At 37.3% G+C, this 12,320-nt stretch carries 14 protein-coding genes and 1 tRNA gene; 11 read left to right on the top strand and 4 right to left on the bottom strand.

Going from position 1 to position 12,320, the window contains the following annotated elements:
- Position 1 precedes the first annotated feature (1 nt).
- The 3 genes from pth to ACH3PA_RS05595 all read right to left on the bottom strand — a co-directional run bounded on the left by pth (position 2) and on the right by ACH3PA_RS05595 (position 2,340).
- Positions 2–634: an aminoacyl-tRNA hydrolase gene (gene pth, locus ACH3PA_RS05605; protein WP_416446364.1), complete on the bottom strand. Its 633-nt coding sequence runs from the start codon at positions 632–634 to the stop codon at positions 2–4.
- A 125-nt stretch (positions 635–759) separates the two neighbouring features.
- The gene (locus ACH3PA_RS05600; RefSeq protein ID WP_416446366.1) at positions 760–1,371 is read right to left on the bottom strand and encodes a 50S ribosomal protein L25/general stress protein Ctc; all 612 of its coding nucleotides are present in this window, start codon (positions 1,369–1,371) and stop codon (positions 760–762) included.
- Positions 1,372–1,398: 27 nt separating this feature from the next.
- On the bottom strand, positions 1,399–2,340 hold the full coding sequence (locus ACH3PA_RS05595) for a ribose-phosphate pyrophosphokinase (protein WP_416446368.1): 942 nt from the start codon (positions 2,338–2,340) through the stop codon (positions 1,399–1,401).
- 193 nt (positions 2,341–2,533) lie between these two features.
- Between ACH3PA_RS05595 and ACH3PA_RS05590 the strand changes: the two genes are divergently transcribed.
- The 4 genes from ACH3PA_RS05590 (at position 2,534) to ACH3PA_RS05575 (ending at position 5,304) form a co-directional block, all read left to right on the top strand.
- A tRNA-Leu gene (locus ACH3PA_RS05590) sits at positions 2,534–2,615 on the top strand.
- A gap of 1,054 nt (positions 2,616–3,669) precedes the next feature.
- On the top strand, positions 3,670–4,095 hold the full coding sequence (locus ACH3PA_RS05585) for a BfmA/BtgA family mobilization protein (protein WP_416446370.1): 426 nt from the start codon (positions 3,670–3,672) through the stop codon (positions 4,093–4,095).
- Positions 4,083–4,469, top strand: coding sequence for a hypothetical protein (locus ACH3PA_RS05580; protein ID WP_416446372.1), 387 nt, complete (start codon positions 4,083–4,085; stop codon positions 4,467–4,469). The genes ACH3PA_RS05585 and ACH3PA_RS05580 overlap by 13 nt, the downstream gene beginning before the upstream one ends.
- 79 nt (positions 4,470–4,548) lie before the next feature.
- Complete coding sequence (locus ACH3PA_RS05575) at positions 4,549–5,304, top strand: hypothetical protein (protein WP_416446374.1); 756 nt, start codon at positions 4,549–4,551, stop codon at positions 5,302–5,304.
- Positions 5,305–5,307: 3 nt separating this feature from the next.
- Here ACH3PA_RS05575 and ACH3PA_RS05570 read toward each other — a convergent pair whose 3' ends face one another.
- On the bottom strand, positions 5,308–5,529 hold the full coding sequence (locus tag ACH3PA_RS05570) for a hypothetical protein (protein ID WP_416446387.1): 222 nt from the start codon (positions 5,527–5,529) through the stop codon (positions 5,308–5,310).
- Positions 5,530–5,663: 134 nt separating this feature from the next.
- Between ACH3PA_RS05570 and ACH3PA_RS05565 the strand changes: the two genes are divergently transcribed.
- From ACH3PA_RS05565 to ACH3PA_RS05535, 7 genes are all read left to right on the top strand, one after another.
- Positions 5,664–8,069, top strand: coding sequence for a heavy metal translocating P-type ATPase (locus ACH3PA_RS05565; protein ID WP_416446389.1), 2,406 nt, complete (start codon positions 5,664–5,666; stop codon positions 8,067–8,069).
- Positions 8,070–8,080: 11 nt separating this feature from the next.
- A complete protein-coding gene (locus ACH3PA_RS05560; RefSeq protein WP_416446391.1) occupies positions 8,081–8,320 on the top strand; it encodes a hypothetical protein in 240 nt (79 codons plus the stop codon).
- 86 nt (positions 8,321–8,406) lie between these two features.
- Positions 8,407–8,613: a cbb3-type cytochrome oxidase assembly protein CcoS gene (gene ccoS, locus ACH3PA_RS05555; protein ID WP_416446393.1), complete on the top strand. Its 207-nt coding sequence runs from the start codon at positions 8,407–8,409 to the stop codon at positions 8,611–8,613.
- A gap of 3 nt (positions 8,614–8,616) precedes the next feature.
- Positions 8,617–10,821 (top strand): cytochrome-c oxidase, cbb3-type subunit I, encoded by a 2,205-nt coding sequence (ccoN, locus tag ACH3PA_RS05550; RefSeq protein ID WP_416446395.1) that lies wholly within the window; start codon positions 8,617–8,619, stop codon positions 10,819–10,821.
- 2 nt (positions 10,822–10,823) lie between these two features.
- Positions 10,824–11,018 (top strand): CcoQ/FixQ family Cbb3-type cytochrome c oxidase assembly chaperone, encoded by a 195-nt coding sequence (locus tag ACH3PA_RS05545; protein ID WP_416446397.1) that lies wholly within the window; start codon positions 10,824–10,826, stop codon positions 11,016–11,018.
- Positions 11,015–11,998 carry a cbb3-type cytochrome c oxidase N-terminal domain-containing protein gene (locus tag ACH3PA_RS05540; RefSeq protein ID WP_416446399.1) on the top strand — a complete coding sequence of 328 codons (984 nt, stop codon included), beginning with the start codon at positions 11,015–11,017 and terminating at the stop codon, positions 11,996–11,998. Before ACH3PA_RS05545 ends, ACH3PA_RS05540 begins: the two co-directional genes overlap by 4 nt.
- A 21-nt stretch (positions 11,999–12,019) precedes the next feature.
- Positions 12,020–12,319 carry a hypothetical protein gene (locus tag ACH3PA_RS05535; protein WP_416446401.1) on the top strand — a complete coding sequence of 100 codons (300 nt, stop codon included), beginning with the start codon at positions 12,020–12,022 and terminating at the stop codon, positions 12,317–12,319.
- Position 12,320: the final 1 nt, after the last annotated feature.

Genomic DNA, 12,320 nt, shown 5'->3' with positions numbered 1-12,320 from the left:
TTTACTTTCCGTTAAACAGGTTCATGGTATTATTAATTCCCGCAGCTACAAAACTAGAAATTACTTCGCATGATTTATCAATACGTTCTGGTAAATCTGCCTGCTCATTTTTGTCCCACTCTCCTAATACATAATCAATTTGTCTGCCTTTACTAAATCTATCGCCTATACCAAATCTAAAGCGATTATAAGCAGTTGTGTTTATTTGTGCCTGAATATCTTTTAACCCGTTATGACCGCCGTCGCTGCCTTTAGTTTTAACGCGTATGGTGCCAAAATCAAGATTGAGATCATCTGTAATTACTAACAAATTCTCAACTGCTATATTTTCTTGTTGCATCCAATATCTTACAGCTTTACCACTAAGATTCATATACGTGTTAGGCTTAAGCAGGATTACCGTGCGCCCCCTGATTTTCAGTTTTGCAATGTCACCTAATTTTTCAGTTTCCCACGTTGCATTATTTGCTTTCGCGAAAGCGTCTACAATTTCAAAACCTATATTGTGGCGGGTATTTGCGTACTTAGGGCCTATGTTTCCCAGGCCAGCTATTAAGAATTTCTTCATGGGGTTTTCTTCTTCACTCTGCGATTCTTTATATCTACTTAATAGATTCTTTAGATTTAGAAGCATGATTTTTTAATTGTGAACACGCGCAAATTTAAGATATTGAAATGAGACCGTCTTTTAAATAAAAAGCTATAAAATAAAAAAGCACCTGCCAGAGCAGATGCTTTTAAAAGTTATAAAAGAATAGTTTATTCTTGAGTAGCTTCTGTTTCTGCAGTTGCTCCTTCTTCTTCTTCCTCGTCATCTAAAGCAACAACGTTACGAGACGTTCTTACCTGGCAAATAACTGTGTTGTCTGGGTGCATAAATTTGTAATCATCACTTTTAAGCTCTGTGATATACAATTTGCTACCAATTTTAAGGTTAGTGATATCTGCTTCTACAAAATCAGGAAGGTTTTTAGGTAAAGCCTTAACCTTTAAAGTACGATTTGTTTTACGCAGTACACCACCATTACGTACCCCACGAGAGTTACCTGTAAAATGTACTGGTACTGTCATAGAAACTTCTTTACCTTCAAAAATCTGGTAAAAATCTACGTGAAGAATGCGATCTGTCACCGGGTGAAATTGAATGTCCTGGAGGATTGCCATATAGGTTTCTCCATTAAGTTCCAAAGTCGCGGTGTGCGCATCTGGAGTGTAAACCAAATCTTTAAACGCTAATTCTGGTGCGTTAAAGTGTACTGGCTCATCCCCTCCGTATAATACGCAAGGAACCTCTCCAGCATTACGTAAGGCTTGAGTTGCTTTCTTGCCCACGCTTTCTCTTTTAGATCCTGTGATCGTGATTGACTTCATTTAAATATATATTAATAGTTATAAAATTTACATTATAAATTTTGATGCAATAGAAGTGTTGCTGTGAACCCTGTGCATTACATCTGCAAATAAAGGTGAGCAGCTTACTACTCTTACCTTAGCGCTTTGCTTTTTGAGTGGTATACTGTCTGTTACTATAAGCTCCTGCAGTTGACTTTTTTCTAATTTTTCATAAGCATCGCCACTTAAAAGAGCATGTGTGCATATTGCACGTACACTTAAAGCCCCTTTTGCCATCATAAGATCTGCAGCCTTTGTTAAGGTTCCTGCTGTATCTACCATATCATCAACAAGAATCACATTGCGACCTTTTACATCACCTATCAACTCCATGTGGCTTATCACATTTGCCTGTGCTCTTTGTTTATAACAAATTACAACATCGCTCTCTAGAGCCTTAGAATAGGCATAAGCTCTTTTAGATCCTCCCATATCTGGAGAAGCTATTGTAAGATTATCAAGATTTAAACTACGCAGATGCGGTAAAAAAATGGTTGATGCAAATAAGTGATCTACGGGTTTTTCAAAAAATCCCTGTATTTGATCTGCATGCAAATCCATAGTTATAATGCGTGTCGCTCCCGCTGTCTCTAACAGGTTGGCTACTAATTTAGCAGCTATAGGTACACGCGGTTTATCTTTACGATCTTGCCTTGCCCACCCAAAGTATGGAAGTACTGCCGTGATATGTCTTGCTGAAGCTCTTTTTGCGGCATCAAGCATTAACAGCATTTCCATTAAGTTCTCACTGCTTGGCATAGTTGAGCCAATAATAAAAACTCTAGAACCCCGAATAGATTCTTCAAAAGAAGGCTGAAACTCGCCGTCACTATAGGTAGAAGTGATTATCTTACCCAGTTCCTGACCGTAATCTTTGGCAATTTTCTCAGCAAGAGCTTTACTCTGTGTACAAGCGAAAATTTTGGGTTCCGGAACAGGTTGAAACATAGCGTGTTTGACTTTTAAATCTGGCTTTCTCTAAAAGAGGTGCAAATTTAGAAATTAATTTGTGTCTATTGAATATATTTAGGCACTATTTTATTAGCTAAACTGTTTTTTTTATTAATTTTGCAGTCCTTATTTGCCTCGGTGGCGGAATTGGTAGACGCGCTGGATTCAAAATCCAAAGCAAAAAAGTTAAGCCTCGGTGGCGGAATTGGTAGACGCGCCGGATTCAAAATCCGGTTCTGCAAGGAGTGTGGGTTCGATTCCCACCCGAGGTACGAAAAAAGCTGAGATGAAAATCTTGGCTTTTTTTATGCTCAGGTACAACATAGGTACAACATTTTACTATTCTTTCTTGAACCATTAAATTTTACCTAAAATGATATTAAGTGCTATTAACGTCTATTGACATTACTTCGATTTAATAAGAATTGAGTTTGAAAATGCGCTCAGCACATTTCACTTCATTTTGCGAAAAGCTTCATTACGGGAAATAAGCTTCACTTAAAAAATCTTGGACACAATTTCAAAGTTGATATGCTCTTGTTTCTTTGTCGTTTTAAAATCTCTTGAATTTATCAACTTTTTGTTTTTGAGGGAAACTTTGAAATAGAGTCCGCTTTAGAAAATATTACTTTTTCCTTTTGTTTCACAAAGATTTAAAATTTAGCTCGAGACGGACTGCATAATCGTTCGCTCACTCACTTTTATAATTCCTTACTCACTCAAAATTTTAGGTAACGTTTCCGAAAAGGTAACAACGAAGGCACTATGGGAAGTAAGTGGATAAAATGATACTAAGGATAGTTTAATCTATTTTCTAATACAAGACATAAACCAAATGGCCAATAATTGGGGGGGCAATATCATTTAATATAAAATGAAAAGGAAAACACTCTGGATATAATAAGTATGTGAATAAATGACATTGTGGCAACTAATTGACACCAATTTATATCATCTAATATTGGCTTTGAAATTGCGGTATTATGGTCGAGTCTGGATTAGAAAAATGGATAGTTTTTTCAGCTGATAGCAAAGAACACTTTAATGAAAAGACATTCTAACTCTTAAAAAATTGAACTTAAATAGAAGGGTATTTTATGGTTCTTAGCTTTTGGCAAAAAGTACTATAAAACCAAAATGTAATGAAGGGTTTGTATAGCAAGAGGGTAACACGCTAAAGCGATGTTACAATATTTAATTTTATACAAAACCTTTTAAAATCAATAGATAACAGCGATTTGCAATTTTGAATATTTGAATTTTCGTGATTGTTTTTCAGAAAAACCTTGTTCAGCTCAACAAAACCAAATAAAAATTTCAGAAAAAATGGATAAAGGATATGAAAAAGAGCGGTTTGAAAAATTAGGAATCAAGGCTTCAGTTGCAGAAAAATTTAGAGACTTCTGCAAGAAAATGTCAAAATCTCAATCAATGACATTGTTGCTTATGGTTGAATTTTTTGAAGACAACGGAATATCGCCAGCAGAATCAATGGGGCCAAGAATGGAAACATTGGAATCAAAAATATCAACGCTTATTAAAAAACGAATGAACGGTATGATTGCGATAATGAAGGATATCGAAAAATCTCAAACTAAACCAACAGTTGCGATGCTCTATTCCTTTTTTGAGCAAACAGAGCCGCCAAAAAAGAAGTTGATTCTTGAAAAAAAGTATGTAGAAAAGACAGAAACAGGCTTTCAAGAAAAGTCCTTTACAAGTAAAAATAAAGACGGCGAATGGAAAAGGTAAATTACATAGTTCAACTCAACGCAGCCTTTGAGCTTTTCAACAATGACAATAGAATTAAGCAGGGTCATATCACGTTGTACCTGGCATTCTTTCAGAAATGGAATCGGGAATTTTTCAAAGGGACGATAACCATAAACAGAGAATGGATTATGGAAAAAGCAAAATTCAAATCAAAAACGACCTATCACAATTATCTAAAAGACCTAAATGATTGGGGTTACTTATGCTATTATCCATCTTACCATCCCGCTCAAGGTTCAAAAGTTCAGATGTCCATTTTTTTTGATTCAGATGGTCAAAAATTGGCTAACAGCGTCCCAGAACCAGGCCAAAATTTGGTACCTTATTATAAACATAAAACATTAGAGGCATAGTTTATACCGCTACTCTAAAAATTACATTGAATACAATTTAAATTCTTGGGAACAGTTAGGCATATTAGCAAGTATAGGATTGACTGAAATACAGCATTTTATATTCGCAGCAGCAACCAGTCCGCCAGAAATCACAAATAAAATATACCGAAGCGCTTTGGCTATTGCTGATTCTTTAGGTTCGTTTGTTTTAAATAATCCGCCGCTCAATTATCCAAAGTATGACGAACACAGTATAGAAATAGCAATGTCACTACAATTACTTTGTCAGGCAGGAAAAGTCGATACTGCATCGAGATGGATAAGAAATTTAGTGGTCGCTTTCCATAACAATTATATGGTAGATAAAGATTTTCCAATATTCAGAACTAATTTTGATAAGTTGGTTGATATTCATAATGGCGACGACACCGTAGAGATTACATCCTCGACGATTATTACAATTTTGGTTGAGTATGCGATTGTTTTACAATCAGAAGAATTATATCATCAAATCAGAGAACTTGTTAAAGAGCAATTTCCTAAACTCAATTTGCAAATTTGGTTTGCTACGGAAGACATTGAGGGATTTGTTGCATCTAAATGTTACAGTCAAAATGAAGGTACTCTAAAACATTCCATTGTTATCTATAAAGACATTGAAGCCTACAGGAAAGAAGTTTTTGAAGAAATGGATCTGTATATTAAAGAGGATGATTTTCAATTCTTTAAAGCCAGTTTCCATATTATAGGACACCTTGCAAGCAGACATTACAGAGCTCAGCCATTCCCAATATTCTGGCGACGCGCCATTAAGCTCGCTATGGAAGAAGAAAAGAAAGTGGTAAAAATATAGGTTTTACCTTCCCAAATCCGGTCTGTCCTCATAAAAATCCCTGAAAGTTTTATCAGTTTTATAATCATCTGTCAATACTTTATATACGGTATAAACCAATAAAACCTGCCCTGCGCAAGTAGCATAGAATACCCAGCTAAATGGAAAGTCCATTGCTGAAAAAATCACGATGGTTAAAAGAAGTAAGGTCGTGATACCCAATAATGTCATTGCTGAAAGTTTCATAGTTTTCTTTTCAAAATACTAAAATTTCACATTGAGATGTATTAAGAAATTCCTAAAGATTTTACACCAACTGACAAAAGTCATCTTTTCTACCATCCATTCTTGCAACCTTTGCCACAGGTATAGAGTAAATTATGGAAAATTGTTATCATTGTGGCGACCCTTGCCGTGATACAAAAATTGAGCATCAGGAAAAATCCTTTTGTTGCAACGGTTGTAAAACGGTGTTTGACATTCTCAACGAGAATGACCTCACCTATTATTATGATTTGCAATCTACACCAGGAAAAACACCTTTGGAAATGGAGGGGCGTTTCGATTTTCTGGACAACCAGCATATCATTGACCAATTATTGGAATTTGATGAGCAGGACACCCAAATTGTTTCGTTTGTAATCCCTCATATCCATTGCAGTTCTTGTATTTGGGTGCTAGAGAATATTAACAAACTGAATCCTGCCATTAAGAATGCCCAAGTCAATTTTCCGCAGAAATCGGTACGAATTACTTACAATTCGGCTGAAATCAATTTAAAAGAATTGGTCTTCCTGCTTTGCAGGATAGGCTATGAACCCAATATATCTCTCGAAGATTTCAACAAGAAAAAAAAGATAATAGACCGAAGCCTTATCTATAAATTGGGCATGGCAGGCTTTGCCTTTGGAAATATTATGTTTCTGTCGTTTCCTGAATATTTTGAAGTAAGCGAATTTTGGTTGGATAAATTTAAAATCCTATTCCGATGGTTGATGTTTGCTTTTTCCGTGCCCGTTGTTTTTTACTCGGGACGCGATTATTTTGTGTCCGCCTATAAAGGTTTACGTTCTAAAATTTTGAACATTGACGTACCCATAGCTATCGGTATAGCCATTCTATTTTTGCGCTCTACTTTGGAAATTGTGATGGATTGGGGCACGGGTTTTTTTGACAGCTTTGCCGGATTGGTTTTTTTCTTGCTATTGGGCAAATTCTTTCAGCAGAAAACTTACGCATTTCTCTCTTTTGAACGGGATTACAAATCTTATTTTCCTATTGCGGTTACACAGTTGTTTAGAGAAGAGAGTCATAATAATTCCACTTTCGCGAAAACTGATGAAATCCAAACACCTGTATACGAATTACAGGCAGGCCACCGCATCCTGATTCGAAATAACGAACTCATCCCAACCGATGGGATATTAATAAAAGGAACAGCACTCATCGATTACAGTTTTGTAACGGGCGAGGCAGCACCCGTAATCAAACAATCGGGCGATAAAATCTATGCCGGTGGGAGACAAAAATCAGGAATTATCGAAGTTGAAGTTACAAAAGCGGTTGAGCAATCCTACCTTACACAATTGTGGAACAACGATGTATTCAGCAAAAACAAAGCAACCACGTTCGAAAATCTTACCGACCAAATAAGCCGAAGATTTACAATTGCCATTTTAAGTATTGCTGTAGTAGCGACCGTTATTTGGCTTTTTATAGATGCAACTGTGGCATTTAATGTATTTACTGCTGTGCTTATTGTGGCTTGTCCCTGTGCCATTGCATTAGCAGCACCCTTCACACTTGGAAATATGTTGCGCATTTTTGGGAAGAGAAAGTTGTATCTCAAAGAAAGTAGCGTCCTCGAACTACTGGCACATATAGACACCGTGGTATTTGATAAAACAGGAACACTTACAACCCACAATAAAAATCTAATTACGTATCAAGGAATTTCGTTGACCGAAAACGAACAAAAAATCCTGACCAGCACCGTGCGAGCATCCAACCATCCGTTAAGCCGTGCGTTGTACGATTTGTTACAAGAGAATAGTATTTGCACATTAGATGATTTTACCGAAGAAACCGGAAAAGGCATCACAGGAATTTACAAGGATTTGAGGGTAAAAGTTGGTAGTTATGCTTTTGTTGGAAACATAAAAGAAGTGGCTGCTACCACACATACCCAAGTCCATATTAGTACCAACGACGAGTATAAGGGGTGTTATGTTTTTTATAATAATTATCGAGAAGGAATGGCAGCGTTATTTTCTGAATTGAGCAGTACAGCGAATTTGGTAGTACTATCTGGCGATAACGATGGCGAAAAAGAATTTCTAAAAACCCAATTGCCTAAAAACGCTCAATTAAAATTCAATCAAAAGCCAGAGGATAAGCTCAATTTTATAAAAAATCTGCAGCAACAAGGCAGAAAAGTTATGATGGTAGGCGATGGATTGAATGATGCTGGTGCCCTTGCCCAAAGCAACGTGGGTATCGCTGTTTCTGAAGACGTAAATGTATTTTCGCCCGCTTGCGATGGGATTATTGATGCTAGTAGATTAAAAGAGTTATCTGAATTTTTAAGACTATCAAAAAAGAGTATTCGCATTATAAAATACGCCTTTGTATTCTCATTATTCTATAATCTAATTGGGTTGGGATTTGCGGTTACCGGAAATCTTGCACCTGTGGTGGCAGCAATCTTAATGCCTTTAAGTTCCATAAGTATTGTGGTTTTTACCACAATTTATACTTATATGATAGGAAGAAAATCATCAACTTAAATTTAGTTACAATGAAACAGGAAATCACGTTGGTATCGCAACATTTATTTCAACTTAAGAAAAAATATGAAATGAGCCATTGCACACAATGCGTAATTATGAAGGATTATTTTAAAAGTGAATATGAGCGTCTCAAAATTAGGTTGAAATCCTTGGAACGCCTTTCAGTCAGTAATAATATTGTTGATGTTGAAACACTTGCCGAAGCAAATAAAACAGTAGGAATTTTAGGGATGTACGTAATGGTTTGATGGTTCAAATATATTTTCCATAACTGACAAAAGTCATCTTTTACCCAAGTTCATCCAAGTAAATTTACACCATAATTCAGGTAGGTATGAGTATCATTTATGTATTGATTACTGTTAGCGTCATCGTCGCTATTATATTTTTTATCGCATTTGTCTATTCAGTTAAGAAAGGACAATATGACGATACCTATACCCCATCTGTGCGGATGCTTTTTGAAGACGAAATCGTCAAGCCAAAAAAAGAAATAAGTAAATCCGATAAGAAAGAAATAATTCAAACCAGTAACCAATAAATTATGCAAACAGAACAATTTTACTACGATAATAAAATCGTAAAAAAGTTTGTAAATGCCACGATATTTTGGGGCATAATCGGTATGAGCGTGGGACTCTTGCTCGCCTTTATGTTTTTATTCCCTAACGTAACCGATGGGATTTCGTGGTTAAGCTTTGGGCGTTTGCGTCCCCTACACACTAATGCTGTTATTTTTGCCTTTGTCGGAAATGCCATCTTTGCAGGTGTTTATTATTCCACACAGCGATTGCTAAAAGCTCGTATGTGGAAAGATTGGTTGAGCAACCTCAACTTTTGGGGTTGGCAAGCCATTATTGTTGGTGCTGCAATTACATTACCGTTGGGTTATACCACTTCAAAAGAATATGCCGAATTGGAATGGCCATTTGATATTGCCATCGCGTTAATTTGGGTTGCGTTTGGTGCAAACCTTATTGGTACAATCCTCAAAAGAAGACAACGCCATTTATATGTTGCCATATGGTTTTATTTGGGAACATTTGTAACCGTTGCTGTGCTGCATATCGTAAACAGTATCGAACTTCCTATTTCGGCATTAAAAAGTTACTCGGTGTATGCTGGCGTACAAGATGCACTCGTTCAATGGTGGTATGGGCATAATGCTGTGGCTTTTTTCTTGACCACACCATTTCTTGGTTTAATGTATTATTTTGTCCCAAAAGCAGCCAATAGACCTGTCTATTCATACAAACTATCCATTGTACACTTTTGGTCACTTATTTTTATTTACATCTGGGCAGGACCTCACCACTTGTTATATTCTTCGTTGCCGGATTGGGCACAGAATTTAGGGGTTGCATTTTCCATAATGCTTCTTGCACCATCTTGGGGTGGAATGATTAACGGACTGTTAACCTTGCGTGGTGCGTGGGATAAAGTGCGTACAGATCCTGTTCTTAAATTTATGGTCGTGGCGATTACCTGCTATGGTATGGCAACTTTTGAAGGGCCTATGCTGTCACTTAAAAACGTAAATGCCATTGCGCATTTTAGCGACTGGATCATTGCACACGTTCACGTAGGCGCATTGGGCTGGAATGGGTTTTTAACCTTTGGTATGATTTATTATCTCGTGCCAAGACTGTTCAAGACCAAATTATGGTCAATAAAATTGGCAAATGCCCATTTTTGGGTAGGAACACTCGGTATTATTATGTATGCTTTGCCAATGTACGTTGCTGGGTTTGTGCAAGCTTCTATGTGGAAACAATTTAATCCAGATGGAACGTTGACCTACGGAAATTTCTTGGAAACATTAAACGAAATCATACCAATGTACTGGATGCGTGCCATAGGTGGTAGTTTATTTATCGTGGGATCGTTCATAATGTTATATAATGTAATTATGACGGTACGGCAAGGTAGCAAAGTAACCGACGAACTTGCCGAAGCTGCACCCTTACAGCGTGTTACTAAAGACCGAACCGTAAAGGAGGGATGGCACGAGTGGCTGGAAAGACGCCCGGTAAAAATGACTATTTATGCTACAATCGCAATTTTAATTGGCGGTATCGTGCAGATTATCCCTTCTTTGATGGTAGATGAATATGTTCCGGTCATTTCAACCGTAAAACCTTATACGCCATTAGAGTTGGAAGGGAGAGATATTTACATACGTGAAGGTTGTGTATCCTGTCACTCACAAATGGTTAGACCTTTTCGAAGTGAAGTGGAACGTTATGGCGAGTATTCAAAATCTGGGGAATTTGTCTATGACCATCCATTTCTCTGGGGAAGTAAACGGACCGGACCAGATTTGCACCGTGTGGGCCAGAAATATAGTGACAATTGGCACTTAAACCATTTCTATGACCCACAGAGCACAAGTTCTGGTTCTATAATGCCGTCCTACAAATGGCTTATTAATAATAAACTTGATAAATCCCAGACCGAAGATAAGATGGAAGCAATGGTTACACTCGGTGTGCCTTATACAAAAGAAGAAATAGAACGCGCACAGCAATGGATGGATGAGCAAGGGACGCAAATTGAGAAAAACCTGTATGCCGACCCAGATTTTGTGACAACCTATGAAACAGATAAGAAGTACGCCAAGGAAAACGGTGAGGATTTTATTGAAATGCGCGACCGTGAAGTAGTGGCGCTCATTTCGTACCTGCAACGTTTGGGAACGGATATCAAAATTAAAACTGTAGAAGAAGTAACCGCTAACAAAAACCAATAGTTATGTTGAAATATATAAAAGGCAACTTGGAAAATATAGAAGGTGTAGAAATCTACCCTATGATTTCCCTGCTCATTTTCTTCATCTTTTTTTTGGTGCTTTTTTGGTGGGTATTTACCGCCAAGAAATCACATATCGAAGAAGTGAGCAACATTCCATTAGAATCTGATAGTAACGAAAACGACGTATTCCTATGAAGACAGCAGCTATATTAAGAATATTGGGCTTTGGGGTGGTAGGCTATTTTTTTCTGAATTGGATTGGGTCTGAAGGCGATACATCAGCTTTTACCGAACAACCGTGGTTATGGGCTTTTTTAGGATTTATAATATTGGCCTATTCCGCAGTCGAAATTTGTGTTATTGCCCTGGAAAGTGTTCTTTATCGTACCCTAAAAGCAGAAGATAAAGTAAAATTTGACGACAAACGTGCTTTTGAAAAAGCAAATCAATTCAAATGGTTCAAGGATACCTATAAAAAATTATTAGGGAGCAAACCTATTGAACAAGAAGGCGAAATTGTACTAGACCATAATTATGACGGTATACGCGAGCTGGATAATAAACTGCCACCCTGGTGGGTATATGGCTTCTATGCAACCATCATTTTTGCAGTGGTCTATATGGCGCGTTATCACATCTTTGACGGAGCAAGTCAAGAAGAAGAATATAAAATAGCCGTTGCCGAAGCCAAAATAGAAATAGAAGAATACAAAAAGACAGCCAAGGATTTGGTCGATTTTAATACGGTAGAGTTATTGGTTGATGCGAGCGATTTGAAAGCTGGCGAAACCATTTTTACGGGCAACTGTATTGCGTGTCACAAAGTTGGTGGAGCTGGCGGTATAGGACCAAACCTAACTGATGACCATTGGATTCTTGGAGGCGGTATCAAGAATGTATTCAAAACAATTTCTGAAGGAGGCCGTGCTGGAAAAGGAATGGTTTCTTGGAAATCTGACCTTAAGCCTTCGGAAATGGCGCAAGTTGCCAGTTACGTATTAAGCTTGCACGGCACAAATCCTGCAGATGCCAAGGAACCAGAAGGAGAGATATGGCTGGATGAAAATGCCCCTGTGGAAGACGTTCAGGTTAAAATAATTGACAGCACAAAAATTCAGATTATTATAGAAGACCAACCTGTTACCGGAAATGTGGTGAAGGATAGTATCAATTAATTCACAAAACATAAACTTAAAATGATGATGACCGAATTAGCGGAAAATTTAAAGTTGAGCAACCATCCCGTTATCAAGAAAATACACGACGAGAACGGAACAAAGATAATGGCCATAGGATTAAAACGCGGTGTTGAATTGGCAGAACACGTTGCACCTTGCAAAGCGCGATTATTGGTTATAAAAGGTGAGATAGATTTCAATACCAAAACCGAGAGCAAACGGTTTGCCTGTTATGAAAGTTATGACATTCCAATGAATGTAAAACACAGTGTTGTTGCTTGGAATGATGCAATCTTTTTATTGTTTTTGAATGAATAGC

The sequence above is a fragment of the Leeuwenhoekiella sp. A2 genome (genome assembly GCF_047946655.1).
Taxonomy (GTDB): Bacteria; Bacteroidota; Bacteroidia; order Flavobacteriales; family Flavobacteriaceae; genus Leeuwenhoekiella.
This window is presented reverse-complemented; position numbering and strand designations above follow the sequence as displayed.

Excerpts from the sequence above, each read along its gene's own strand:
- ACH3PA_RS05535 (WP_416446401.1), top strand. The coding sequence starts at position 12,020 with ATGATGATGACCGAATTAGCGGAAAATTTAAAGTTGAGCAACCATCCC.
- ACH3PA_RS05580 (WP_416446372.1), top strand. The coding sequence starts at position 4,083 with ATGGAAAAGGTAAATTACATAGTTCAACTCAACGCAGCCTTTGAGCTT.
- ACH3PA_RS05545 (WP_416446397.1), top strand. The coding sequence starts at position 10,824 with ATGTTGAAATATATAAAAGGCAACTTGGAAAATATAGAAGGTGTAGAA.
- ccoN (WP_416446395.1), top strand. The coding sequence starts at position 8,617 with ATGCAAACAGAACAATTTTACTACGATAATAAAATCGTAAAAAAGTTT.
- ACH3PA_RS05600 (WP_416446366.1), bottom strand. The coding sequence starts at position 1,371 with ATGAAGTCAATCACGATCACAGGATCTAAAAGAGAAAGCGTGGGCAAG.
- ACH3PA_RS05540 (WP_416446399.1), top strand. The coding sequence starts at position 11,015 with ATGAAGACAGCAGCTATATTAAGAATATTGGGCTTTGGGGTGGTAGGC.
- ACH3PA_RS05585 (WP_416446370.1), top strand. The coding sequence starts at position 3,670 with ATGGATAAAGGATATGAAAAAGAGCGGTTTGAAAAATTAGGAATCAAG.
- ACH3PA_RS05595 (WP_416446368.1), bottom strand. The coding sequence starts at position 2,340 with ATGTTTCAACCTGTTCCGGAACCCAAAATTTTCGCTTGTACACAGAGT.
- ACH3PA_RS05560 (WP_416446391.1), top strand. The coding sequence starts at position 8,081 with ATGAAACAGGAAATCACGTTGGTATCGCAACATTTATTTCAACTTAAG.
- pth (WP_416446364.1), bottom strand. The coding sequence starts at position 634 with ATGCTTCTAAATCTAAAGAATCTATTAAGTAGATATAAAGAATCGCAG.
- ccoS (WP_416446393.1), top strand. The coding sequence starts at position 8,407 with ATGAGTATCATTTATGTATTGATTACTGTTAGCGTCATCGTCGCTATT.
- ACH3PA_RS05570 (WP_416446387.1), bottom strand. The coding sequence starts at position 5,529 with ATGAAACTTTCAGCAATGACATTATTGGGTATCACGACCTTACTTCTT.
- ACH3PA_RS05565 (WP_416446389.1), top strand. The coding sequence starts at position 5,664 with ATGGAAAATTGTTATCATTGTGGCGACCCTTGCCGTGATACAAAAATT.